Origin of the sequence: Arthrobacter sp. SLBN-100 (genome assembly GCF_006715305.1) — a bacterium.
Classification (GTDB): Bacteria; Actinomycetota; Actinomycetes; order Actinomycetales; family Micrococcaceae; genus Arthrobacter.
On the sequence record NZ_VFMY01000001.1, the window covers coordinates 742,440 to 766,040 of the forward strand.

General features: G+C 65.3%; 20 protein-coding genes. 6 read left to right on the forward strand and 14 right to left on the reverse strand.

All coding sequences use genetic code 11. The features are described from left to right. Nucleotides 1–25: 25 nt before the first annotated feature. Nucleotides 26–1,096, reverse strand: a complete 1,071-nt coding sequence (locus tag FBY31_RS03470) for a quinone-dependent dihydroorotate dehydrogenase (protein ID WP_142036917.1) — start codon at nucleotides 1,094–1,096, stop codon at nucleotides 26–28. A 121-nt stretch (nucleotides 1,097–1,217) separates the two neighbouring features. Here FBY31_RS03470 and FBY31_RS03475 point away from each other — a divergent pair, with 121 nt between their 5' ends. Then, complete coding sequence (locus FBY31_RS03475; RefSeq protein ID WP_142036920.1) at nucleotides 1,218–2,231, forward strand: alpha/beta hydrolase; 1,014 nt, start codon at nucleotides 1,218–1,220, stop codon at nucleotides 2,229–2,231. A 46-nt stretch (nucleotides 2,232–2,277) separates the two neighbouring features. Here the strand turns inward: FBY31_RS03475 and FBY31_RS03480 are convergent, their stop codons facing one another. From FBY31_RS03480 to leuA, 3 genes are all read right to left on the reverse strand, one after another. Next, nucleotides 2,278–3,117, reverse strand: a complete 840-nt coding sequence (locus tag FBY31_RS03480) for an isoprenyl transferase (RefSeq protein WP_142036922.1) — start codon at nucleotides 3,115–3,117, stop codon at nucleotides 2,278–2,280. Between the two features lie 2 nt (nucleotides 3,118–3,119). Then, complete coding sequence (gene recO, locus FBY31_RS03485) at nucleotides 3,120–3,872, reverse strand: DNA repair protein RecO (protein ID WP_142036925.1); 753 nt, start codon at nucleotides 3,870–3,872, stop codon at nucleotides 3,120–3,122. Nucleotides 3,873–3,985: 113 nt separating this feature from the next. Further along, a complete protein-coding gene (gene leuA, locus FBY31_RS03490; RefSeq protein ID WP_142036928.1) occupies nucleotides 3,986–5,725 on the reverse strand; it encodes a 2-isopropylmalate synthase in 1,740 nt (579 codons plus the stop codon). A 251-nt stretch (nucleotides 5,726–5,976) separates the two neighbouring features. Here leuA and FBY31_RS03495 point away from each other — a divergent pair, with 251 nt between their 5' ends. Beyond that, entirely contained in the window at nucleotides 5,977–7,929 is a 1,953-nt protein-coding gene (locus tag FBY31_RS03495) for a M13 family metallopeptidase (protein ID WP_142036931.1), read from the forward strand. A gap of 77 nt (nucleotides 7,930–8,006) precedes the next feature. Here FBY31_RS03495 and FBY31_RS03500 read toward each other — a convergent pair whose 3' ends face one another. From FBY31_RS03500 to FBY31_RS03520, 5 genes are all read right to left on the reverse strand, one after another. Next, nucleotides 8,007–9,455 carry an LCP family protein gene (locus FBY31_RS03500; protein WP_142045015.1) on the reverse strand — a complete coding sequence of 483 codons (1,449 nt, stop codon included), beginning with the start codon at nucleotides 9,453–9,455 and terminating at the stop codon, nucleotides 8,007–8,009. Between the two features lie 215 nt (nucleotides 9,456–9,670). After that, nucleotides 9,671–10,630 (reverse strand): GTPase Era, encoded by a 960-nt coding sequence (gene era / locus FBY31_RS03505; RefSeq protein WP_142036933.1) that lies wholly within the window; start codon nucleotides 10,628–10,630, stop codon nucleotides 9,671–9,673. After that, a complete protein-coding gene (locus tag FBY31_RS03510; RefSeq protein WP_142036936.1) occupies nucleotides 10,614–11,945 on the reverse strand; it encodes a hemolysin family protein in 1,332 nt (443 codons plus the stop codon). Before FBY31_RS03510 ends, era begins: the two co-directional genes overlap by 17 nt. After that, nucleotides 11,942–12,415: an rRNA maturation RNase YbeY gene (gene ybeY, locus FBY31_RS03515; RefSeq protein WP_142036939.1), complete on the reverse strand. Its 474-nt coding sequence runs from the start codon at nucleotides 12,413–12,415 to the stop codon at nucleotides 11,942–11,944. Before ybeY ends, FBY31_RS03510 begins: the two co-directional genes overlap by 4 nt. Further along, the gene (locus tag FBY31_RS03520; protein ID WP_142036943.1) at nucleotides 12,412–13,500 is read right to left on the reverse strand and encodes a PhoH family protein; all 1,089 of its coding nucleotides are present in this window, start codon (nucleotides 13,498–13,500) and stop codon (nucleotides 12,412–12,414) included. The genes ybeY and FBY31_RS03520 overlap by 4 nt, the downstream gene beginning before the upstream one ends. 382 nt (nucleotides 13,501–13,882) lie before the next feature. Between FBY31_RS03520 and FBY31_RS03525 the strand changes: the two genes are divergently transcribed. Beyond that, nucleotides 13,883–14,842 carry a GerMN domain-containing protein gene (locus FBY31_RS03525; RefSeq protein WP_235012920.1) on the forward strand — a complete coding sequence of 320 codons (960 nt, stop codon included), beginning with the start codon at nucleotides 13,883–13,885 and terminating at the stop codon, nucleotides 14,840–14,842. Between the two features lie 10 nt (nucleotides 14,843–14,852). Here the strand turns inward: FBY31_RS03525 and FBY31_RS03530 are convergent, their stop codons facing one another. The 3 genes from FBY31_RS03530 to hrcA all read right to left on the reverse strand — a co-directional run bounded on the left by FBY31_RS03530 (nucleotide 14,853) and on the right by hrcA (nucleotide 17,861). Next, the gene (locus tag FBY31_RS03530; protein ID WP_142036946.1) at nucleotides 14,853–15,635 is read right to left on the reverse strand and encodes a 16S rRNA (uracil(1498)-N(3))-methyltransferase; all 783 of its coding nucleotides are present in this window, start codon (nucleotides 15,633–15,635) and stop codon (nucleotides 14,853–14,855) included. Nucleotides 15,636–15,637: 2 nt separating this feature from the next. Then, nucleotides 15,638–16,765 (reverse strand): molecular chaperone DnaJ, encoded by a 1,128-nt coding sequence (dnaJ, locus tag FBY31_RS03535; RefSeq protein ID WP_142036949.1) that lies wholly within the window; start codon nucleotides 16,763–16,765, stop codon nucleotides 15,638–15,640. An 82-nt stretch (nucleotides 16,766–16,847) separates the two neighbouring features. Beyond that, complete coding sequence (gene hrcA / locus FBY31_RS03540; RefSeq protein ID WP_142036952.1) at nucleotides 16,848–17,861, reverse strand: heat-inducible transcriptional repressor HrcA; 1,014 nt, start codon at nucleotides 17,859–17,861, stop codon at nucleotides 16,848–16,850. 176 nt (nucleotides 17,862–18,037) lie between these two features. Between hrcA and FBY31_RS03545 the strand changes: the two genes are divergently transcribed. Both FBY31_RS03545 and FBY31_RS03550 read left to right on the forward strand, forming a co-directional pair. Next, complete coding sequence (locus tag FBY31_RS03545) at nucleotides 18,038–18,892, forward strand: DUF3097 domain-containing protein (protein WP_142036956.1); 855 nt, start codon at nucleotides 18,038–18,040, stop codon at nucleotides 18,890–18,892. Nucleotides 18,893–19,009: 117 nt separating this feature from the next. Further along, nucleotides 19,010–19,429, forward strand: coding sequence for a DUF4870 domain-containing protein (locus FBY31_RS03550; protein WP_142036958.1), 420 nt, complete (start codon nucleotides 19,010–19,012; stop codon nucleotides 19,427–19,429). Between the two features lie 249 nt (nucleotides 19,430–19,678). Here FBY31_RS03550 and hemW read toward each other — a convergent pair whose 3' ends face one another. Both hemW and lepA read right to left on the reverse strand, forming a co-directional pair. After that, complete coding sequence (gene hemW, locus FBY31_RS03555) at nucleotides 19,679–20,908, reverse strand: radical SAM family heme chaperone HemW (protein WP_142036961.1); 1,230 nt, start codon at nucleotides 20,906–20,908, stop codon at nucleotides 19,679–19,681. Nucleotides 20,909–20,944: 36 nt separating this feature from the next. Then, nucleotides 20,945–22,798, reverse strand: a complete 1,854-nt coding sequence (lepA, locus tag FBY31_RS03560) for a translation elongation factor 4 (RefSeq protein ID WP_200833298.1) — start codon at nucleotides 22,796–22,798, stop codon at nucleotides 20,945–20,947. A gap of 172 nt (nucleotides 22,799–22,970) precedes the next feature. Here lepA and FBY31_RS03565 point away from each other — a divergent pair, with 172 nt between their 5' ends. Next, nucleotides 22,971–23,543, forward strand: coding sequence for a type II toxin-antitoxin system PemK/MazF family toxin (locus FBY31_RS03565; RefSeq protein WP_142036964.1), 573 nt, complete (start codon nucleotides 22,971–22,973; stop codon nucleotides 23,541–23,543). The last annotated feature ends 58 nt before the right edge of the window (nucleotides 23,544–23,601 follow it).

The window sequence follows — 23,601 nt, forward strand, 5'->3', positions numbered from 1 at the left end:
AATCGGTACGAATTAAACCGGCAGCTCAGGCGCGGCGGTTCTTCGCCAGCTGGCGGTTGATACGGGCGGCCCAGAACGGTCCTTCATAGAGGAAGGCCGTGTACCCCTGCACCAGGGTTGCTCCGGCGTCGAGCCTGTCCTGGACATCCTGGGCAGTCTCCACGCCGCCAACTGCCACCAGGGCCAGGGAATCGCCCGTGACCTTTTTGAGCCGCCGAAGCACTTCGAGGGAGCGTTGTTTCAGCGGTGCGCCGGAAAGCCCGCCTGCCCCGCATCTTTCCACCTGTTCCGCGGGGGAAGCCAGCCCGGTGCGGGCAATGGTGGTGTTGGTGGCGATGATGCCGTCCAGCTTCAGGTCCAGCGCAAGGCGGGCGACGTCGTCGATATCCTCGTCGCTCAGGTCAGGGGCGATCTTCACCAGCAACGGAACGTGGCGGCCTGCTGCACGGTCTGCTTCTCCGCCCACGGCGGTGAGCAGCGGGCGGAGGCTTTCCACATCCTGCAGGAGCCGGAGCCCAGGCGTGTTGGGCGAACTGACGTTGACCACCAGGTAATCCGCGGCGGGTGCGAGGCTGCGCGCACTGGCCAGGTAGTCTTCCACGGCATCCCCCAGTTCCACCGCTTTGGTCTTGCCGATGTTGACGCCGATGACGGGGCGCACCGAAGGGTGCCTGCGCTGAAGCGCGGCACGCGCAGCCGCCAGCCGCGGGGCCACGGTGGTGGCGCCGTCGTTATTGAATCCCATCCGGTTGATGACAGCGCGGTCCTCAACCAGGCGGAACAGGCGCGGCTTTTCGTTGCCGGGCTGGGCCTGCCCGGTGATGGTTCCCACCTCGACGTGGCCGAAGCCGAGTTCCGTGAGGGCTTCAATGCCATGGCCTTCCTTGTCGAAGCCGGCGGCAAGCCCGAAGGGTGACGGAAAAGTGATGCCAAACGCCGTTGTCTGCAGCGATGGTGCCGGCGCTGTCAGTTTTGCCAGGATTTTTCCTGCGCCGGAGCGGTGCGCAAGCCTGATGCCCTTGAACCCGATTGTGTGGGCGCGCTCGGCGTCCATCCATGAAAAGGCCAGCTTGAAGAAGGTGGGATAAATGCGCATGCCTTCCAGTTTTCCGCCTTGGCGGCGCCACACCAAAACGAACCTCCGCCACAAGGGCTGGGCTACCGCGGATCCGGACCTGGCCAGCCGCGCCGACGGGCAGTCGGATTAGCATAAAGCCATGGCATGGCAGCGGGACATCCTGGGCGACGAGTTCGAGTCCCATACCTTTTCGGCCGCCGGACACGACGGCGTGGAAAGGACCGCCACCCTGGTCCGGTTCCGGCCCGTCCTGAAGGAACCAGGCCAGCAGGAACCAGGCCAGCAGGAGTCCGGCGGGGAACCCGTGCGCTTCCCGAAGCCACGCAGGGCTGTGCTTTTCCTGCACGGCTGGAGTGACTATTTCTTCAACGTTGACCTGGCGCGTTTCTGGTCCTCCGCTGGTTACGAGTTTTACGCCCTGGATATGCACAACCACGGGCGGAGCCTACGCCCGGGGTCGCCGGGCGGCTATGTGTCCGACCTGGCCGATTATGACGCCGAAATTGAGACGGCGTCCCGGCTTATCAGCCAGGAAGGCGCTGCCCTGCCGCTGACCCTGATGGGGCATTCGACGGGCGGGCTGATTGCGGTTCTGTGGGCAAGCCGGCACCCCGGGGCCGTCTCGCAGCTCATCCTCAACAGCCCGTGGCTGGAAATGCATGGGAGCGCCCTGGTGCGTCGGGCAGCATCCGGCATGGTGGGGCCGGTGGCGCGTTTCCGGCCGGAGGCGGTGCTGCGGCTGCCGCCGCGCGGTTTCTACTGGCGCACCATCAGCAGCGCGGCGGACGGCGAATGGGCCCTTGATGACCAGTACCGCCCGCCGATGGCGTTTCCCGTCCGGGCGGGTTGGCTCAGCGCGGTGCTCGCCGGCCACGGGAAGGTAGCCCGCGGCCTCAATATCGAAGTTCCCGTCCTGGTGCTGCTGTCCCGCGGAAGCGCCAACGGACTCTTCTGGTCAGAAGAAATGCGGCGGACGGATGCGGTACTTGACGTCAACGTTATTGCCGCACGGGCCCTCACCCTGGGCCGCACTGTGACGGTTGAAAGGATCGACGGAGCCCTGCACGATGTGTTTCTCTCCCCGGCCAACGTCCGCGCCGACGCCTATGCAAGGCTGGCGCGCTGGCTTCGGGGGTATGCCGGGCCCGCCTAACGGGAACCCGGCGGAAGGGAAGTTATTCCGGACAGGCCTGACAGGTCTACCGGGTGGAATCCACGTCTGAGGGCTTGGCGGCATCAACGGCGCCTCCGTACCGGCGGTCCCGCCGGGCGTACTCTTCCACTGCAGCCCACAGGGTCCGTCGGTCGACGTCGGGCCACAGCGTGTCCATAAACACGAACTCGGCGTAAGCGGACTGCCAGAGCAGGAAGTTGGACAGCCGCTGCTCCCCCGAGCTGCGCAGGAAAAGGTCGACGTCCGGAAGGTCCGGTTCGTCCAGGTATTTCTGGATGGTCCGCTCAGTGATGGCGCCGGGCTTCAGCCTGCCCGCTGCCACGTCGGCGGCGATGGCCGAGACCGCATCGGTGATCTCCGCGCGGCCGCCGTAATTAACGCACATGGTCAACGTACAGGTGCTGTTGCCGGCGGTGAACTGCTCGGCCTCTTCGAGTTCGCGGATCACCGAGCCCCAAAGCCGCGGCCGGCGGCCGGACCAGCGGACCCGTACACCCCATTCGTCGAGCTGGTTCCGCTGCCTGCGCAGCACATCCTTGTTAAATCCCATGAGGAAGCGCACTTCCTCCGGGGAACGCCGCCAGTTTTCGGTGGAAAAGGCGTAGACGCTGACATACTCAATACCGAGCTCGATGGCCCCGGCCATAACGTCCAGGAGTGCGGGCTCCCCGGCTTTATGCCCTTCGATCCTCGGCAATCCACGCTGGTTGGCCCAGCGGCCATTTCCGTCCATCACGATAGCCACGTGGCGTGGAATGAACTCCGCTGGAATGGACGGCGCCACAGCCCCCGAGGGGTGCGGGTAGGGGGCGGCCACGGGGTGCGTCCGCTGAGGGGATGTGTTCTTCTTTTTTCCCAAGGCCACTGTCAGCTGCGCTCCACATGTTTGAGGGACTTCAGTACGCGTTCAAGATGCCATTGCAGGTAAGCGGCCACCAGGCCGCCGGCTTCCTTGCGGTGCACGGGCAGCGAGGCGTCCGCCGTTGCCCAGTCCCCGGTCAGCAGCGCGGCCAGCAACCTCACTGTTTCCGCCGCCGGCGCCGGCGAGCCCGGCGGCCTGCACCCGGCGCACACCATCCCGCCAAGGGGCGCGGAGAAGGCGTTGTGCGGGCCGGGCAGTCCGCAGCGGGCACAATCCGTGAAGCTCGGAGCCCAGCCCCCGGTGGCGAGTGCCCGCAGCAGGTAGGAGTCCAGGATCAGCCCCGCGGCGTGTTCGTCCCGGCTAAGCGAAGCAAGCGCCCCGACCAGCAGGTTGTACTGCGCGGTTCCCGACTCGCCGTCAACGTCGGTGAGTTTCTCGGCCGTTTCCGTCATAGCGGCGGCAACGGTGTACCGGCCGTAGTCCGCGGCGATGCTTCCGCCGTAGGCCCCTTTGGCCACTGCCTGGGTGACGATGTCCAAGGTCTTCCCGGACACAAGCTGCAGGTCCGCCACCATAAAGGGCTCAAGGCGGGCACCGAACCGGCTGCTGGTCCGCCGGACGCCCTTGGCGACAGCCCGGACCTGGCCGTGGTGCTTGGTCAGGAGCGTGATGATGCGGTCCGCTTCACCCAGTTTGTGGGTACGGAGGACGACGGCGTCGTCCCGGTACGCCCGGGAGGCGAAAGAGTGTTGGACCACGCCTTATCTTCCCATTTCTTTGCGGTCACGCCTCGCCCGGTGCGAGGGAGCCGGAACCGGAGCGGCCGCGCCGTTGTGCCGCCCGGGCCCTCCCGGCGGCACAACGGTGCGCATCAGGCCCGGACGTCCCGGATGGCGCGGTTGACCGCTGAAATAACGGCCTTGAGTGACGACATGCTGGTGTTGGCGTCAACGCCCACACCCCAGAGCACCCGCTCACCCACGGCGCATTCCACGTAGGCGGCGGCCATCGCATTGCCACCCTCGGAAAGGGCGTGCTCACTGTAGTCCAGCACCCGGACGTCCACGCCGTCTTCCCGCAGGATGCTCAGTAGCGCGGCGATAGGACCGTTTCCGGTGCCCGTACGCTGCACCTGCACGCCGTCCACGGTGAGGGAGGCGTGGAGCGTCATGCCGCCGTCGTCATCGGTTTCCGTCTTGACCCCGCCCAGGGAGTAACGTCCCCACTGCCCGTCGGTTTTCCCGGACGGCAGGTACTCGTCCTGGAAGACCTGCCACAGCTGGGCCCCGCTGACTTCCCCGCCCACAGTATCCGTGCGCTTCTGGATCACACCGGAAAATTCGATCTGGGCGCGGCGCGGCAGGTCGAGGCTGTGCTCGTTCTTGAGCAGGTAGGCAACGCCGCCCTTGCCGGACTGCGAGTTGACCCTGATGACGGCCTCGTAGCTGCGGCCCAGGTCCTTGGGGTCCACGGGCAGGTACGGGACCTGCCAGGTGAAGTCGGAAACGTCCTTGCCGGCGGCGGCCGCGTCCCGCTCCAAGGCCTCGAAGCCCTTCTTGATCGCGTCCTGGTGGGATCCCGAGAACGCGGTGAAGACGAGGTCGCCGCCGTAGGGGGAACGCTCCGGGACAGGCAGCTGGTTGCAGTACTCCACCGTCCGGCGGACGTCGTCGATGTTGGAGAAGTCGATCATGGGATCGATGCCCTGGACGAAAAGGTTCAGGCCCAGGGTGACCAGGTCCACGTTCCCGGTCCGCTCGCCGTTGCCGAACAGGCAGCCTTCGATCCGGTCGGCGCCGGCCATGTAGCCCAGTTCCGCGGCGGCAACGCCCGTTCCGCGGTCGTTGTGCGGGTGCAGGCTGAGGATGATGCCCTCCCGCGGGTGCAGGTGGCGGCTCATCCATTCGATGGAATCCGCGTAGACGTTGGGGGTGGCCATTTCTACGGTGGCGGGCAGGTTGATGATGACCTGGCGGTCCGCGGAGGCTTCAAAAACATCGGCGACGGCGTTGCACACGCGCACGGCGTATTCCAGCTCTGTACCGGTGAAGGATTCCGGCGAGTACTCGTAGGTCACGTGCGTGTCCACGAGTGTTTCTTCGTACTTCTTGCACAGCCGTGCACCCTGGAGGGCGATATCCAGGATTCCGTCCTCATCCTGGTTGAACACCACGCGGCGCTGCAGCACTGAGGTGGAGTTGTAGAGGTGGACGATGGCCTGCTTGGCGCCCACCAGGGACTCATAGGTCCGTTCGATCAGGTGCTCGCGCGCCTGTGTCAGGACCTGGATGGTGACATCGTCCGGGATGTGGTTGCCCTCGATGAGCTGGCGGACAAAGTCGAAGTCTGTCTGGGAAGCGGAGGGGAAGCCGACCTCGATCTCCTTGTAGCCCATCCGGACCAGCAGGTCGAACATCTTCATCTTGCGGGCCGGGCTCATCGGATCGATCAGGGCCTGGTTGCCGTCCCGCAGGTCCACTGCACACCAGCGCGGGGCCTTGGTGATGATCTTGTCCGGCCAGGTGCGGTCCGGCAGCTCAACTTTGATCTGGTCCTGGAACGGCGTGTAGCGGTGGGCGGGCATTCCGGAGGGCTTTTGTGCGTTTCGCATTACTTTCGGGGCCTTTTCTGTGGTTCTTCTTGAAAGGTGGCCGGGCAACACAAACTCCGCAGCGAGGGTGGGCCTTGCGCTAGATCGCGTCTGAGGCCTCGCCGCGGCAGCTAAGAAGAAGAAGCTCTGCACGCACAATTTGAGAGTAGCACGGGTGCGTAAGATGAAAGGGCACTACCGTCCGTTACGTCCATCATGCAGACGCCGCCCGGTACTCCGCTGGCCGCGGCTCTTCATCAAAAGGAGCTTCCGTGCCCATTTCGGGGATCGACCTGTCCACCTTTGATAACACCGTCCGGCCGCAGGATGACCTCTACCAGCACGTGAACGGGGCGTGGCTGAAGGCCACCGAGATTCCCGATGACCGGCCCCTCGAAGGGACTTTCACGGCGCTCCGCGACGGCTCAGAAATCGCTGTCCGCGACATCATCGAGGAGGCGGCAGCGAAGGGCGCGGCTGCCAGCGGCATCGAGCAGAAGGTCGGGGACCTCTACAACAGCTTCATGGACGAAGCTGCCGTTGAAGCCAGGGGCATGGAACCGATCCGCCAGCGGCTCGCGGAGGTGTTTGCCACCACCTCCGTGGCAGACCTGGTCTCCCTGGCGGGCCGGTTGTTCCGCGCCGATGTCGGCGGGCTCTTCTACATCTACCCGGCGCCGGACGCCGGCAATCCCGACCGGGTCCTCCTGTATGTGGGCCAGGGCGGCCTCGGACTGCCCGACGAGTCCTACTACCGGGAAGAAAAGTTCGCGCCAATGGTGACCGCGTACGAGGCACATGTAAAGACCCTGTTCGAACTGGCAGGTGTTAGGGAAGCGGGGGCCGCCGCCGGGCGGGTAGTGGCGCTGGAAACCAAACTCGCCGGCCACCACTGGGACAACGTCACGCTGCGGGACCCGCAAAAGACTTACAACCTGAAGACGGCGGACGAGGCGTCCGCCATGTTCCCGCTGCTCTCCAGGTGGTTCGCAGCCGCCGGTATCGACGAGGCCAAACGGCAGGAGATCGTGGTGAGCACCCCGCCGTTCTTCGACGGAGCGGCGGCCCTTGTCGAGTCCGAGCCTCTTGCTCATTGGCAGGAATGGCTCGCCATGCGGGTGGTCAGTGCCGCCGCGCCCTACCTGTCCTCGGCCTTCGTCGACGCCAATTTTGCGTTCTACGGCACCACCATCAGCGGCACGCCGCGGAACAAGGACCGCTGGAAACGCGGTGTGGGTGTGGTGGAGGGTGCCCTCGGCGAAGCCGTGGGACAGATCTACGTGGCCCGGCATTTCCCGGAAACCCACAAGGCACGCATGCAAACGCTCGTTGCCAACCTCATTGAGGCCTACCGGCAGAGCATCACCGCGGTGGGCTGGATGGGTGAGGCCACCAAAGCCGAGGCGCTGCGGAAACTGGAGGGGTTCCGGGCGAAGATCGGCTACCCGGAGAAGTGGATTGATTACTCCGCTGTGGAGATCGACCCCGCTGACCTCCTGGGCAATGTGGAGCGCGCCCATAATGCCGACGTCGACCGGCACCTGGACGAGGTAGGCAAGCCCGTGGACCGCAACAAGTGGCTGATGACCCCGCAGACCGTCAACGCCTATTACCATCCGATGATGAACGAGATTGTCTTCCCGGCGGCGATCCTGCAGCCGCCGTTCTTCACCGCCGACGCCGACGATGCCGTGAACTACGGCGGAATCGGGGCGGTCATCGGACACGAAATAGGCCACGGCTTCGACGACCAAGGGTCCCAGTTCGACGGCGGCGGCGCCCTGCGGAACTGGTGGACTGACGAGGACCGGAAGGCCTTTGAACAGCTCACGGCGAAACTGGTGGCGCAGTACGATGCGCTTTCCCCCTATGCCGCGCCCGGACATAACGTCAACGGCCGGCTTACCCTCGGCGAAAACATCGGCGACCTTGCCGGCCTGGCCATCGCCTACAAGGCCTACCTGATCAGCCTCGACGGCAAGGAACCCGAGGTCCTGGACGGCCTCACCGGCCACCAGCGCTTTTTTGCTTCCTGGGCCGCCGGCTGGCGTCAGGTGATCCGGGGCGAGGAAGCGATCCGCCGGCTGGCAACGGACCCGCACTCCCCCAATGAATTCCGTACCAACGCCATTGCCAAGAACCTCGACGCCTTCCAGGAAGCCTTCAGCGTCACTGAGCAGGACGGCATGTGGATGGCTCCCGGGGAGCGCGTCAGCATCTGGTAGCAGCCAAAAAATCGGGGCCTGCTATCGCGGGCCCCGATTTTTAGTGCTGGTATTTCCAGGCCTGGGCCCAGTCCCTGCTAGTTGTTGACGATAAGCATCGGGTTGGCCTGCTGGCAGAGTGTGTCCCCGGCTGTCTGGTTGACGATATTCTCCGGCAGCGCAACGTCCGCGCCGTAGGTGGTGCCGGAGGTGAAGTCGGTGCCGAGGTACACCTGGACGCCGGATACGGCCGGTGCGGGCAGGATTTGGGCTGCGGGTATCCCCAGCTGCGCGGCGACGTCGGCAGCTACGTCCTCGAAGCCCGTCCCGTAGTAGACCACGGACTGGGCCACCGCGACTGCTTCGAACCGTCCGGTCTGGGTGAAACCGCCGGCGATCAAGGCCTGCACGATCTCCTGCGACCGGCCGGGAAGGCCGGTTCCGTTGGCCACGGTGACGGGCTGGAGCGCCTTGTCATAGGCCGGGAGCGGGGCGGCCGTCTCCGTCGGGGCTGCTGTGGGCGTCTCGCTGGGTGCGGCTGTGGTGGGCGCCGTCGGGTCGGTCAGGTCGATGTCTTGTTGCAGGGCGGAGAACAGCTGGGAACCGGCCGGTTCGGCGATCTGCAGCCTGTTGGGATCCACGAGCGCCGGCGTGGTGGGAACCGCCACGAACGCGACTTTGCTGATATCGATGTCTTTAAGCCGGTTGCCGATGGTCAGCAGCGTGGGCACTGAAGCCAGGCCCTCGTCCACGGTCAGGTTCTGGGTCACAACGTCGGCGATCTTCAGCATCTTGCCGGGATCGGACAGCGTGCCTTCGTCCTTGATTTTCCGGGTGAGCGAGGAAAGGAATCCCTGCTGGGCCTTGATGCGTCCCAGGTCACCGCCGTCGGCAAATGCATGGCGGGTGCGGAGGAAGGCCAGGGCCATCTCACCTTGCACCGCGGAGGTTCCCCCGGGCAGCCGCAGCCGCGAATCGGGATCGTATACGGGGTCACTGATGCAGACGTCCACGCCTCCCACGGCGTTGGAAAGTTCCTTCACCGCGTTGAAGTCCGCCATCATGAAGTGGTCCACTTTCAAGCCGGTCAACTTGTTAACGGTGTCCACGGCGCAGCCGATACCCGCCTCGCCCATGGCCTCATTGATCATCACACCCCTGCGGGCCGCATAGGTCTCGTTGGTCTTCTCGTCCTTGCACTCCGGGATGTCGACCAGCAGGTCGCGCGGAAAGCTGATCACGCTGACGCGCTTGTTGTCCTCGGAAATGTCCATCAGCATCATGACGTCGGACTTGCCGTAGCCGTTCGAATCATCCGAGGTACCGTAGCCGCCGTTCAGGCCGTCACGGGTGTCCGAACCCAGGATCAGGATCTGCATCCGCCCCGTCGAGTCGTTCACCGCAGCGTCCGTATTTCCGCCGCCCGCATTCAGCGGCGCCTTGGAGATGTTGCTTTGCAGCCGGACGAACCAGAATCCGGCGAACGCAAGGGCGCCGATCATCGCCAGCGACAGGATGCCGGTGACGATCTTCAACCACACCGGCATCCCCCGTTCGGGCCCCAGGTGGCGCGCGGCTCCAACGGTGCCAACTTCCGCGTGCCTGGACCTCGGTCCCCCGGCTGACACGTCAGCTCCGTTTTCGCGCTTTTCGCGGCCTCGCCCCACGTAAGGAACCTTCCTCTAGATTCTGAATCCGGTCCATTTTAGTGGTCCAGTCTGGGAAATTGCCGGGCGGCCAGGGCCGGCACCGGTTGCAGGGCTCAGAAGCCCAGCTTGACCAGCTGCTTCGGGTCCCGCTGCCAGTCCTTGGCGACCTTTACATGCAGGTCGAGGTAGACGCGCGTTCCCAGGAGCGCTTCGATTCCCTTGCGTGCATTGGTGCCTACTTCGCGCAGCCGGCTGCCGCCCTTGCCAATGATGATGGCCTTCTGCGACGGGCGCTCCACATAGAGGTTCACCCGGACGTCCAGGAGGGGATTGTCGTCCGGGCGGTCCTCCCGGGGGACGATCTCTTCCACCACTACAGCGAGGGAATGCGGCAGTTCGTCGCGGACGCCTTCCAGCGCCGCTTCCCGGATGAGCTCGGCTACCATTACGGCCTCCGGTTCGTCGGTCAGCTCCCCGTCCGGGTACAGCGGGGGCGACGGCGGCATGTGGCTGATCAGCACGTCGGCGACCGTTTCCACCTGGAAGCCGTCGCTGGCGGACACTGGAACGATATCCTTCCAGCCTTCCTCCCCCAGCACTTCGCGCCCGAGCGCGGCGACTGCCAGGAGCTGCTCGGTGAGGGCCTGCCTGTCGACCAGGTCCGCTTTGGTGACGATGGCGATAATGGGCTTGCGGCCAACGGCCGCGAGCTGGGCCGCGATGTACCTGTCGCCCGGGCCGATCTTTTCGTTCGCGGGCAGGCAGAAGCCGATGGCGTCCACCTCCGCCAAGGTGTCCGCCACAAGGTCGTTCAGGCGCTTGCCAAGCAGGGTGCGGGGACGGTGCAGGCCCGGTGTGTCCACCAGGATCAACTGCGCGTCCTCCCGGTGGACAATTCCGCGGATGGTGTGGCGGGTGGTTTGCGGCTTGGCGGAAGTGATGGCCACTTTCTTGCCCACCAGCGCGTTGGTCAGCGTGGACTTGCCGGCGTTGGGACGGCCCACCAGGACCGAAAACCCTGCATGGAAGCCACCGAAATCCTCTTCGCCGACGGCCTTATTTTTCTTGCTCACGTGGAACTCCCTGCTGGGTTGCTTCCGCCTCTTGGAAGAGGTCTTCAAGGTCAGTGTCTACTTTTGGAACGGGCGCCGCAATGATGTGGCTGACGCGGTTACGGCGTCCTTCGAGCCTGTCGGCCCGCAGCGACACCCCGTCCACTTCCACGTGGCTGCCGACGATGGGCACGCGGCCCAGCGCTTTGGCGAGCAGGCCGCCCACGGTGTCCACTTCGTCGTCGTCGAGCTCGATGTCAAAAAGCTCGCCGAGGTCATCGATGCTCATCCGGGCGCTGACGCGGTAGGAGCCATCCCCAAGCTCCACAGCCTCGGCACTTTCGGTGTCGTACTCGTCCACGATTTCGCCCACAATTTCCTCAATCAGGTCCTCAAGGGTGACGAGGCCGGCGGTGCCGCCGTACTCATCGATCACGATGGCCACGTGCGTGGATTCTTTTTGCAGCTCCCGCAGCAGGTCGCTGACCGGCTTCGACTCGGGGACGTACCGGACTTCCCGGACCAGGGAATCCACCAGGGGCGGTTCCTCGCCGGGTGCCAGCTCGTGGAGGACTGCCGCTACGTCCTTGAGGTACACGATGCCCAGGATGTGGTCCGTATCTTCGCCGATGACGGGAATCCTGGAATATCCCGAACGGAGGAAGAGCGACATGGCCCGGCGGAGGCTGGAGCCGGCTTCGATGCTGAGGATGTCTGTCCGGGGCACCATGACGGCCCGGACCAGGGTGTCGCCGAAGTCGAAGACGGACTGGATCATCTCAGCCTCGGTGTCCTCGATCATGTCGGATTCGCTGGCCCGGTCCACCAGTTCGCGGAATTCCTGCTCACTGAAGAAAGCCTCATCGCCGCTGGGTGCGCCGGGGGCAGCTGCGCTTCCCAAGGCCACGAGCCAGCCCGGGATGGGTCCCAGGACCCAGGTGAGGAAGCGGATCATCGGCGCGGTGAAGCGCACCACGGCAGCTGAGTGGAGCCTGCCGAGCTGGCGCGGCGAAACACCGACAATAACGAACCCCAGCAGGGCCATGATGCCTGTGGCAGCCAGTCCTGCTAACCAGATGTTGTCCAGCAGGCTGTAGAGCAGGACGGCGACGGCAACCGCGGAGGCCATCTCGAACCAGATGCGCCAGAACCGCAGGGCCCGGATATGGGCGACGGGCTGGGCCAGGATCCGCCGCATGGCGGTGCCGCGGCTCTTCAGGAGTGCTTCCTCGGCGTCGTGGCGCGGGAGGAAATTGAAGGCGGCCTCAGCCGCGGTCAGTACTGCCGCGATACCGAGGAAAGCCAGGGCCATCGCGACGAGGAGCAAAGGGGTCACTGGGTAGTCTCGGCGGGCGCTTCTTTGCCGGTGAAGCCGGAAAGGAGTTCGCGCTGGAGCCCGAACATCTCGGCCTTCTCCTCAGGCTCGGCGTGGTCATAACCCAGCAGGTGCAGGATGCCGTGCGTGGTCAGCAGCAGCATCTCGTCCTGCAGCGAGTGGCCGGCGTTCTTCGCCTGGACCTTGGCCACCTGCGGGCATACGGCGATATCCCCGAGCATGCCTTGGGGTGTGGGCCGGTCAGGAGTGCCCGGGGTCAGTTCGTCCATGGGCACTGACAGGACGTCGGTGGCGCCGGGCTCGTCCATCAGCTCGATGTGGAGCTTCTCCATGGCCGGCTCGTCCACGAGGAGGATGGACAGTTCGGCCTGCGGATGAATGTACAGCTGCTCAAAGATGTACCTGGACAAGGCAACAAGTTCCGATTCATCCACCTGGAGCCCGGACTCGTTGTTCACCTCGATGCTCACGCGTGTTCCCCCCGTTTTTCCCGGCCTGCCGAATGCTTGACCCTGTTCCGCTGGACGTCGTCCCAGATGCTGTAGGCATTAACGATGTCGCCCACCAGCCGGTGCCGGACCACGTCCGCGGCGTCCAGGACGGAAAAGTTCACGCCCTCTATGCCCTGCAGGATTTCCTCGACGATCCGCAGCCCGGACCGAGTGCCGAAGGGCAGGTCCACCTGGGTGACGTCGCCCGTAACCACCATCCTGGACCCGAATCCCAGCCTGGTGAGGAACATCTTCATCTGCTCGGGCGTGGTGTTCTGCGCCTCGTCGAGGATGATGAAGGCGTCATTAAGGGTGCGGCCGCGCATATAGGCGAGCGGCGCCACTTCGATGGTTCCTGCTGCCATGAGCCGCGGAATGGACTCCGGGTCCATCATGTCGTGCAGGGCGTCGTACAGCGGGCGCAGGTACGGATCGATTTTGTCGCTCAAGGTGCCGGGCAGGAAACCAAGCCGCTCCCCTGCTTCGACCGCCGGCCGGGTCAGGATGATGCGGCTGACCTCTTTCTGCTGCAGGGCCTGGACGGCCTTGGCCATGGCAAGGTAGGTCTTTCCCGTACCGGCTGGACCGATCCCGAAGATCACGGTGTTGGCATCGATGGCATCAACGTAGTTCTTCTGGTTCAGCGTCTTCGGCCGGATCGTTTTGCCGCGGCTGGACAGGATGTCGTGGGTCAGCACGTCCACCGGGTTCTGCATGGACTGGCTGCGGAGCAGGGCCACGAGTTGCTGCAGTACTGCCGGGCTGATGACCGTGCCGCGTGCCACAAGTCCCCGGACCTCGTGGAGGAGCCGCATGATCCGCGGCACGTCCGTGGCCGGTCCGCTGATGGAAAGCTCGTTTCCGCGGACGTGAAAGTTCACGTCAGGGAATTGTTCTTCGATGAACCGCAAGGCTTCATCATGGCTGCCGAGGGACTGAACCATCTGGTCGGAGTTGTCGAAGAGGACTACTTCGGTGCGGACGCCAGGGAGTGTATGGGGAAACTCTCCCGCTGTGCTCTCGCCGGTGACAAGCCTGCGCTTTCCGTTAGCTGATTCAGTCATGGTGTTGGCCCGCGGGCCCGTGATCCCCTCGATCTCGAAAGACTAGCTGCTGGCTGATCTGCGGCGGCATCCCCGTCGCGTCTCAGCGGTACCTACCATCTTACGCCAGCAGGCAGCACCGGCCCGATACCGAGGGCTGATGCCAAGGCCCGGCACCCGAAGCTGACAGCGAACACCGGATCCGGCAGTTCCGGCCGGTCCGCCGTCATTAGGTATCAACTTCATATCGGCCTCATATCGTTCCCGTTGCAGTTGCGCCGTTGGGCGCATCCGGCGGCTTTTGCCCGCCGGGGCTGTGCCATGCTGGAAATCCAGGGTGCCAAGGAAGCACCACGGCTGACCGGGGATCGGCCTACCAACCAGGAAAGGACAGGCAATCACGTTGCCGGAAACCGCAGAGCCCCGCCGGGCCGGAAGAGGATTGAATGTCGCCCGTTCAATGGTTCTTGCCGGGCTCCTGGTCGCGGTACCTGTCCTGACCGGCTGCATTGCCGAACCGGGCCCGGTTCCCACCGGCGCACTTGCCTCAAGTCCCGCCGCCACGGGCGGCGTTTCCGGTGCACCGTCCACCAGCGCGCCGCTGGAGACCACGCAGTCCTCCAACAAAGCACCGGTCTACTGGATCGGCCGCAGCAACGGCAATGTCTTCCTCTACCGCGAGTTCAGGGATGTTCCGGAGCAGGAAAATCCCGTGACGCGGGCCCTGCGCGCCATGATGTCCGAAAAGCCCCTGGACCCGGACTTCTTCACCCCGTGGCAGAACCCAAAGCAGCTGGCAACGTCGATTTCCGGCAAGGACGTCATCACCGTTGATGTGTCGGAGGATGCCTTCAACAGCAACCTGGACGCCGACATGGCGGCCAGGGCCATCCAGCAGCTGGTGTATACGGCCACCGCGGCGGCGGCCAGCTCCGGGCTCATCGACTCCGGGCAGCAGATCCGCGTACGCATACTGGTGGACGGTCACACCGACTACGTGGCGTTCAACCACGTGCAGCTGGGTTCCCTGATGGCCCGCACGGCAGGGCTCGTGGCTCCGGTGTGGATCATCGACCCCCAGGAAGACGTTGAGGTGGCTGATGGCAGCGTCAAGATCACCGGGCGGAGCACGGCCCCCGGCAGCAAGCTCCGCTGGCAGATCCTGCGCTCCGAGGAGAACGGAAACAAGACCCCGTTCCTGACCGGCGAAACAACCGCTGCAGCTGGCCCTGCGCAGGCCGGAGTGTTTACGCTTGCCCTGACCCTGCCCGCCGGGGACTACGAACTCCGCGTGGTGCAAACCCCCGACTCCGATGGCCAGCAGGGCGGCAGCGAAGACACCCGGGGATTCAAAGTACGCTAGCCGCGGCTGTTCAGACTGCCGGCTCCGCCCAGCGCCCCAGCATGTCGCTGGCGAGGACGACGGCGGCGGGGCCCGCCGTGGATGAGCGCAGGACATGGTGTCCCAGCAGGGCAGTCACGGCTCCTTGGCCGCACAACCTTGTCACCTCGCGCTGGCTGATGCCTCCTTCGGGGCCGACGATCAGGAGCACTTCCCGCGGCCCTTCCACAGCATCAGTTGAGAACCACGCTTCCAGCACCACCCGCAGGGGACGCACGGCGTCCTCGTGCAGAATGACCGCCAGGTCGGCCGCCTCCACAGCGGCGGCTAGACCGGCAGTATCGACGGCGGGACGCACCTCCGGGATCCAGGCGCGCCGGGCCTGCTTCGCCGCCGCGGTAACAACGGACTGCCACTTTGCGTGGGCCTTGGCCGCCCGGTCCCCCTTCCAGCGCACGATGGACCGTTCGGACTGCCACGGGATGACGGCGTCGATCCCCAGTTCGGTAGCGGTTTCGATGGCCAGCTCATCCCGGTCTCCCTTGGCCAGGGCCTGGACCAGCACCAGCCTGACGCCTGGCCGGGCCTCAACCACAAGGGACGTGCATTCGACCTCGAGCCCGGCGGAGGAGGCGGCGAGAACTTTTCCGCTCATCCGGGTGCCGGCGCCGTCAACGATATCCACGGGCTCTCCCGGAGCCAGCCTCTTGACGGTCACCGCGTGCCGGGCCTCAGGTCCCTCGAGGAGAAAACGCCCTTCGGGAGCCATCTGGTCCAAGGACCCGGACGCCGTGAAAAAGACGGGGTTGCTCACCGCTACAGGTTACCGAACCGGTCCCGGAGCTTGGCGAACATGCCGCCGCTGGCAGCAAGCTTGCCCTCCGTGATCTGCTCGCCGCGCAGCTTGGCGAGCTGACGGAGGAGGTCCTCCTGCGCCGGGTCCAGCTTCGCCGGAGTCTCCACCTGCAGATGGACCTTCAGGTCGCCGCGGCCGTAACCGCGCAGGTGGGTCACCCCCAGCCCGCGCAAGGTGATGATTTCGCCGGACTGGGTTCCTGCCTTCACATCGATGTCCTGGGGCCCGTCAAAGGTTTCCAGCGTGACGTCGGTTCCCAGTGCAGCTGCCGTCATGGGAATATTCAGGGTGGCGTGCAGGTCGTCGCCTTCCCGGACATAGGTGGCGTCGTTGTTGACGCGGATTTCAACGTACAAGTCACCGGCGGGGCCGCCGGCAGGACCGGCCTCGCCCTGGCCGGAGAGCTGGATGCGGGTGCCGGTGGCGACGCCTGCGGGAACCTTAATGGTGAGCGAACGCCGGCTGCGGATGCGGCCCTGTCCGCTGCACTCGTTGCAGGGGTCCTTGATGACGGTGCCGAAACCTTCGCAGGTGCCGCACGGGGCGGCCGTCATGACCTGGCCCAGGATGGACCGGACCGCGCGCTGGACCTGGCCGCTGCCGCCGCAGATGTCGCACCGCTCCGGATGCGTGCCGGGCCGGCAGCACGAGCCTTCGCAGGTGGGGCAGACCACTGCCGTATCCACTTCAAGCTTCTTGTTGACGCCGAACACGGCGTCGCGTAGTTCGATCCGGACGCTGATGAGTGCGTCCTGGCCGCGGCGGACACGCGATGCGGGGCCGGAGGAACCGCCGGCACCGAAGAACGTATCGAAGATGTCCTGGAACGCGAAGCCCTGGCCCGCGTAGGCCCCGCCGCCGAAGCCGTTGTCCGTGCCGTTCTCGTTGCCGGTGGTGTCATACACCCGGCGCTTCTGGGGATCAGAGAGAACTTCGTAGGCGTGGGTCACGGCCTTGAACCGGTCTGCAACGTCCTCACCGGGATTAACGTCCGGGTGAAGGGTGCGGGCCAGCTTGCGGTAGGCCTTCTTAATCTCTTCTCCGGTAGCGTCCGGTGAGACTCCAAGGACTTCGTAGTGGCTGCTCAAAGTTCGTATCTCTTCCTTGTTGTTCTGCCTGCAGTTGTGCTGCCGGCACTACTGTTCGTACCGGGGCGCCTGGACCGTGCGGTCAGGGTCCCAAAATGCGTGACAGGTACCGGGCAACGGCCCTGACCGCTGCCATTGTGGTGGGATAGTCCATCCTTGTGGGTCCCAGCACGCCGATCTTCGCGGCGCTGTCCGGCCCATACCCCGTGGCGACTACCGAGGCCTCCGCCAGTCCGTCGTAGGGGTTCTCGCGGCCGATGCTGACGGCCACCCCGCGGTGGTCCTGTGCCATCTCGCTCAGGAGCCGCAGCATCACCACCTGTTCCTCGAGCGCTTCCAGCACAGGGCCGATGCTGAGCGGAAAATCGACATTGGACCGGGCAAGGTTTGCTGTCCCGGCCATTACCATGCGGTCCTCCCGGCTGCTGTGGGCCAGGGCTTCCAATCCATGCGCCAACGCCTGTGCCGCCTGCCGCTGTGCGGGAGCGACGCCGGATACCACGGCCGGCAGCGACTGCGCCAGCTGGGCCAGTGCCGTTCCGCCGAGGGATCCCAGGAAACGGGCGCGCAGCGTGGCGAGGACGTCGTCGCCCAGGTCCTGCCCCACGTCAATGACCCGCTGCTCCACCTTGCCGCTGTTGGCGATCAGCACCACCAGCACCTTCCGTGGTGCAAGGAGGACAAATTCGATGTGCCGGACCACTGCGCGGTTGACGTGCGGGTACTGGACGACTGCCACCTGGTTTGTCAGTTGGGACAGCAGCCTGACCGTGCGGTCCAGGACGTCGTCGAGATCGTCGGCGCCTTCCAGCAGGGACTGGATGGCCCGCCGTTCGGCCTGGGACAGCGGCTTCACCGCGGAAATCTGGTCCACGAAGAGCCGGTAGCCCTTGTCCGTGGGAATACGGCCTGCGCTGGTGTGGGGAGCCGTGATCAGCCCTTCGTCCTCGAGCGCGGCCATGTCGTTGCGAATGGTGGCGCTGGAGACACCAAGATGGTGCCGTTCCACCAGGGCCTTGGACCCGACGGGCTCGCGGGAGTGGACGTAGTCCTCCACGATGGCCCGCAGTACTTCCAGCTTCCGCGGCTCGCTCACTCTCCACCTCCATCCAGGGATCAGGGCAGCCGTTCCGCCCGCACCGTACCTCACAGGGGTTAGCACTCGACATGCCTAAGTGCTAACAGTCTATTATGACTCGCCCCGTTGTTAGCATTGGTACCGCTCCGGGCGAAATTCCGGGCCAGGATCCAGCACGAAGCGGAGTTATTCGGATGCAATACCAGAACTGGGGAGCCCAGGACCTGACCGCGCCCGCCCGGACGCAACTGCCTGAAGTGCCGGTGGAGCGGGGAATGGTGCTGGAGGAGGTCCAGTCCGGCTGGGTGGGCGCAGTGACCCGGGTGGAAAAATCGGGCGGCATGCATGTGGTGGCGCTGGAGGACCGCAGGGGCAAGTCCCGGTCCTTCCGGCTGGGCTTTGGTTTCCTCCTGGAAGGCCAGGCAATCCGGCTTATGCCGCCCGCTCCCAAGCAGGCCCGGGGCAGTGGCCCGGCCGCCGGGAGGACAGCCTCAGGTTCGGTCCGGGTGGCTGGGCAACGGGCACAGGTGGCCAAGGCGAGCCGCATCTGGGTGGAGGGAAAGCACGACGCCGAACTGGTGGAGAAGGTGTGGGGTGACGACCTCCGGGTGGAGGGCATCGTCGTCGAACCCCTGCACGGCATTGATGACCTCGCGGCGGCCGTTGCCGATTTCAAGCCCGGTCCCGGGCGGCGCCTCGGAGTGCTGGTGGACCATCTGGTGCCCGACTCCAAGGAGTCGCGCATTGCCGACGCCGTGATGGCCTCCCCCGGCGCTGCCGGCAACGTCCTCATTGTCGGCCACCCCTATGTTGACGTCTGGCAGGCGATCCGTCCGGCCGTCCTGGGCATCGGGAAGTGGCCTGAAGTGCCCCGCGGGCAGGACTGGAAGACCGGCATCCTCAAAGCGTTCGGCTGGCCGCACGCCACGAAGGAAGACATCGGGCTGGGCTGGCAGAAACTGCTGGGCGCCGTGCGCACTTACGCGGACCTGGAGGCGTCGCTCCTGGGCAGGGTGGAGGAAGTGATCGATTTCCTCACCGTCCCCTAGGGCGGCCACGGACGCCCGCACCAAGTATTCTTGGTACTGCGGTATCTGCAGATGGCAGCGCCGCAGCAGAAACCGGCATTCTTAGTCAGCACCATTGCACTTTCGAAGGAACAGACTGTGGCAGAAAACGCACGTGATCACAGGGACAGCCAGGGCGGCCAGGGCCGTTCGGAGTACCATGGCGTCCCGGCGAATGCGCTGCCCCTGACGGCCAGCGAAGACAGGCAGTGGGCCACGCTCTCGCACTTCGGCGGGATCCTGGGCTGCGTTCCTGCACTCCTGATCTACCTGATCTTCCGCGACCGGGGCCCCTTCACCGCCCAGGAGTCCAAGGAGGCGCTGAACTTCAGCCTGCCTCCTACCATCGCCGCCGTGGTGGCCAACATCCTGGTGTTTGTGCCTGTGGTGGGCAACATCTTCGCCGTGATCGCCACACTGATCTGGATTGCGCTGACCTGCTTCTCCGTGGCCGCCGGCATCCATGTGAACCGTGGCCAGCCGCACCGGTACCAGTACAACCTCCGCTGGATCAAGTAGCACAAAGGCGGCATGCGCAGCATCGAGTTAATCTTCGACGAATCCCTGCATTGCCTGACTCGAACAGATTGGGCCAGGCTTGCCGGCGCCGGGCTGCCAAGTCTCGCCTCGCGGCCCTGCTGGAACTTCATGCAGGCCTGCATGAGTGCCGCACAGGGGTGTGCGCCAACGCCAGGCCCGCCGCCTGGACGCCGCACGTCACCCTCCCGCGCCGGGTCCCCTGGTTTCACGGCAATAGGGGTTGGACGGTCAGGCCGGAAGGACCCGGCGCACCACGGCATCAGCCAGCAGCCTGCCTTTGAGGGTGAGGACAAGCCGCCCCCGGAATGCTGCCGCGGGCTCCACCAGGCCGTCCGCGATCAGGCCGGCCACCTCGTGCCTGCCGTCTGCACCGAGCGTGGACACTGCGAGCCCGGACTGCAGCCGTGCCTCAAGCATCACCCGCTCCACATTCCGGGTCTCCGGGTCCAGCGTTTCCCGGCCGGCAGCAGGCGAGAGGCCCTGGGCCAGGCGGCCTGCATAGGCTGTGGGGTGTTTGACGTTCCACCAGCGGACTCCGCCCACATGGGAGTGCGCACCGGGGCCGATCCCCCACCAGTCATCGCCGCGCCAGTAGGCGAGGTTGTGGCGGCAGGCCTGCTCCGGTGTGCGGGCCCAGTTGCTGACCTCGTACCAGCCCAGGCCGGCTTCGGTGATCAACTGATCGGCAAGCTCATACTTGTCGGCGTGGTCATCGTCATCAATGCCGGGAACCTCGCCACGGCGGATCTGGGCCGCGAGCTTGGTGCCGTCCTCGACAATCAGGGCATAGGCGCTGATGTGGTCGGGCTCGTAGGACAGGGCGGTTTCCAGGGAATGGCGCCAGTCGGCGAGGGACTCCCCCGGCGTTCCGTAAATCAGGTCCAGGCTCACGGCCAGTCCCGCTTCCCGTGCCCAGCGGACCACCTGTGGAACCCGGCTTGGGGTGTGCGTACGGTCCAGGACCTTGAGGACATGCGGGACGGCGGACTGCATGCCAAAGGAGACACGGGTAAATCCTGCTTCCTTCAGGACCGCGAGGGATTCCGGCGTGACCGAGTCCGGGTTCGCTTCCGTGGTGACCTCAGCGCCGTCGTTAATTCCCCACTGGTCGATGGCCCTGCGGAGGATCAGGGCAAGGTCGTCCGCGGGAAGCAGCGTGGGCGTGCCCCCGCCGAAGAACACCGTGCTCAGCTTCCGCGGAGGAAGGCCCGACGCCGAGAGAACCTTCGCCGCCATCGTCACTTCGGATGCAGCGGTGCCGGCGTAGGCATCCTGGGAGGCGCCGTCGCCCAGTTCCGTGGCCGTATAGGTGTTGAAATCGCAGTACCCGCAGCGCACAGCGCAGAACGGGATGTGCACATACAGCCCGAACGCCCGGTCCGCCGAACCGTGCACTGCCTGGGCGGGCAGCAGACCGTCCGACGGCGCGGGGTCGCCGAGGGGAAGAGTGCTAGGCATTGCAGGGGCCTCCGGTGTTGCCGGCCGCTGTGATCACTACTTCTTGGCCTTGTCCTTGGATTCGTCGGTGGTGAGCGCGGCGATGAAGGCTTCCTGGGGGACCTCGACGCGGCCCACCATCTTCATGCGCTTCTTGCCTTCCTTCTGCTTCTCCAGCAGTTTGCGCTTTCGGGAGATGTCACCGCCGTAGCACTTGGCCAGGACATCCTTGCGGATGGCGCGGATGCTTTCCCGGGCGATGATCCTGGAGCCGATGGCGGCCTGGATGGGCACCTCGAACTGCTGGCGTGGAATAAGCTCGCGCAGCTTGGTGGTCATCATGACGCCGTAGGAGTACGCCTTGTCGCGGTGGGTGATGGCGGAGAATGCATCCACCTGCTCACCCTGGAGCATGATGTCCACCTTCACGAGGTCGGCCACCTGGTCGCCGTCGGCCTTCCAGTCCAGCGAGCCGTAGCCTCGGGTCTTGGACTTCAGAATGTCGAAGAAGTCGAACACGATCTCGGCCAGGGGCAGGCGGTAGCGGATTTCCACCCGGTCCTCGGACAGGTAGTCCATGCCGCCCATCACGCCGCGGCGGCTCTGGCACAGCTCCATGATGGCCCCGACGAATTCGTTCGGGGCCAGGATGGTGGCGGAGACCATCGGCTCGCGGACCTCGGAGATCTTGCCTGAGGGGTACTCGCTGGGGTTGGTCACGTGGACCACCTTTTTGTCCTCCAGCGTGACCTCGTACTCCACGTTGGGGGCGGTGGAGATCAGGTCCAGGTTGTATTCGCGTTCGAGCCGCTCGCGGGTGATTTCCAGGTGGAGCAGTCCGAGGAAGCCCACACGGAAGCCGAAACCAAGTGCGGCGGACGTTTCCGGCTCGTATACCAGCGCGGCATCGTTGAGCATCAGCTTCTCCAGTGCATCGCGCAGCACCGGGTAGTCGGTGCCGTCCAACGGATACAGGCCGGAGAAGACCATTGGCTTGGCATCTGCGTAGCCGGGGAGCGAATCAGCGGCCGGCTTGGCGAGGTTGGTGACGGTATCGCCGACCTTGGACAGGCGGACGTCCTTTACCCCGGTGATGAGGTAGCCCACTTCGCCGACGCCCAGGCCCTTGGACGGGGTGGGCTCCGGGGAGCTCACACCGATCTCGAGGAGTTCATGGGTTGCCCGGGTGGACATCATCTGGATGCGTTCGCGGGGGTGCAGCATGCCGTCGACCACGCGGACATAGGTGACCACGCCGCGGTAGGTGTCGTAGACAGAGTCGAAGATCATGGCGCGGGCGGGGGCATTTGCATCACCCTTCGGGGCCGGCAGGTCGCGGACGATCTTGTCCAGCAGGGCTTCAACGCCCATTCCGGTCTTCCCCGAGACCCGCAGTACGTCCTCCGGGTCCCCGCCGATCAGGCTCGCCAGTTCCGCGGCGTACTTCTCGGGCTGGGCCGCCGGGAGGTCAATCTTGTTCAAGACCGGGATGATGGTGAGGTTGTTTTCCATCGCCAGGTACAGGTTGGCGAGCGTCTGGGCCTCGATGCCCTGTGCTGCGTCGACCAGGAGAATTGCACCCTCGCAGGCCGCCAGGGACCGGGAGACCTCGTAGGTAAAGTCGACGTGGCCGGGAGTGTCAATCATGTTCAGTGCGTAACTGGTGCCGTCGAGTTCCCAGGGCATGCGGACAGCCTGGGACTTGATGGTGATGCCGCGCTCACGTTCGATGTCCATGCGGTCCAGGTATTGGGCCTTCATGTCGCGGGATTGAACGACGCCGGTGAACTGCAGCATGCGGTCGGCCAGAGTGGACTTGCCGTGGTCAATGTGCGCGATGATGCAGAAGTTCCGAATAATGGCCGGATCTGTCGCGGCGGGCACCGGGGCGGTGCGGGCCATGGGAGACACGCAGGGTCCTTACTGTTGGCATTCACGCGGTTCCGCGGAGCACAACGAAGGCTCCTGCGGTCAGCCGCACATCTTGGAACCTCCAGTGTCCCACGTCCGGGCCGCTGTCACCGCATTTCTTGGCCCTCAACCTTCCGCCACCGGGGAGGATGTCCGGGGATAGGGTTGCCGAATGGCAATCAACCTTTATTCCCTGGCTAACGCCGTCAAAGCCGGCCTGCGCATATTGCGGGCGACCGGCAAGGGTGCCGGCGCCGTGCCGCAAACCGGCCGCCCTGCCCGAGGGCCTTCCATCCCCGCCAAGGATCAGGGCGGACAACCCCCGGCCGGTTCATACCAGGACACCCAGTACCCTGGCGATTACCGCGGCCGCTTTAGCCTCCGTTATGCTCCGCAGCCGGACGGTGAACCGGATCCGGGTGAGGTGGTGTGGGCGTGGGTCCCCTACGAGGAGGACTCCACCCGCGGCAAGGACCGGCCGGTGCTTGTGGTGGGCCGCAACGGCGGCTACCTGCTGGGGCTGATGCTCACCAGCAAAGACCGTGTGCCGGCGTCGGCAGTCTCCAGGGACTATCTGGACCTGGGCGTTGGAGCCTGGGACCGGCAGGGCCGGCCGAGTGAGGCCCGGCTGGACCGCATCCTGCAGTTGCGGCCGGACAGCATCCGTCGGGAAGGCTCCGTGCTGGACCGTGAGCGCTTTGAAACGGTGGCAGCAGGACTCCGGTGGCGACACGGCTGGAGCTAGCGCCGCCCAAATGGCCAGCCCCGCGCCTGACCTGCTATTCTTTATAGCTGTGTGTCCG

Excerpts from the sequence above, each read along its gene's own strand:
- FBY31_RS03470 (WP_142036917.1), bottom strand. The coding sequence starts at position 1,096 with ATGCGCATTTATCCCACCTTCTTCAAGCTGGCCTTTTCATGGATGGAC.
- FBY31_RS03475 (WP_142036920.1), top strand. The coding sequence starts at position 1,218 with ATGGCATGGCAGCGGGACATCCTGGGCGACGAGTTCGAGTCCCATACC.
- leuA (WP_142036928.1), bottom strand. The coding sequence starts at position 5,725 with ATGCGAAACGCACAAAAGCCCTCCGGAATGCCCGCCCACCGCTACACG.
- FBY31_RS03500 (WP_142045015.1), bottom strand. The coding sequence starts at position 9,455 with ATGCCGGTGTGGTTGAAGATCGTCACCGGCATCCTGTCGCTGGCGATG.
- FBY31_RS03520 (WP_142036943.1), bottom strand. The coding sequence starts at position 13,500 with ATGACTGAATCAGCTAACGGAAAGCGCAGGCTTGTCACCGGCGAGAGC.
- FBY31_RS03545 (WP_142036956.1), top strand. The coding sequence starts at position 18,038 with ATGCAATACCAGAACTGGGGAGCCCAGGACCTGACCGCGCCCGCCCGG.
- hemW (WP_142036961.1), bottom strand. The coding sequence starts at position 20,908 with ATGCCTAGCACTCTTCCCCTCGGCGACCCCGCGCCGTCGGACGGTCTG.
- FBY31_RS03565 (WP_142036964.1), top strand. The coding sequence starts at position 22,971 with ATGGCAATCAACCTTTATTCCCTGGCTAACGCCGTCAAAGCCGGCCTG.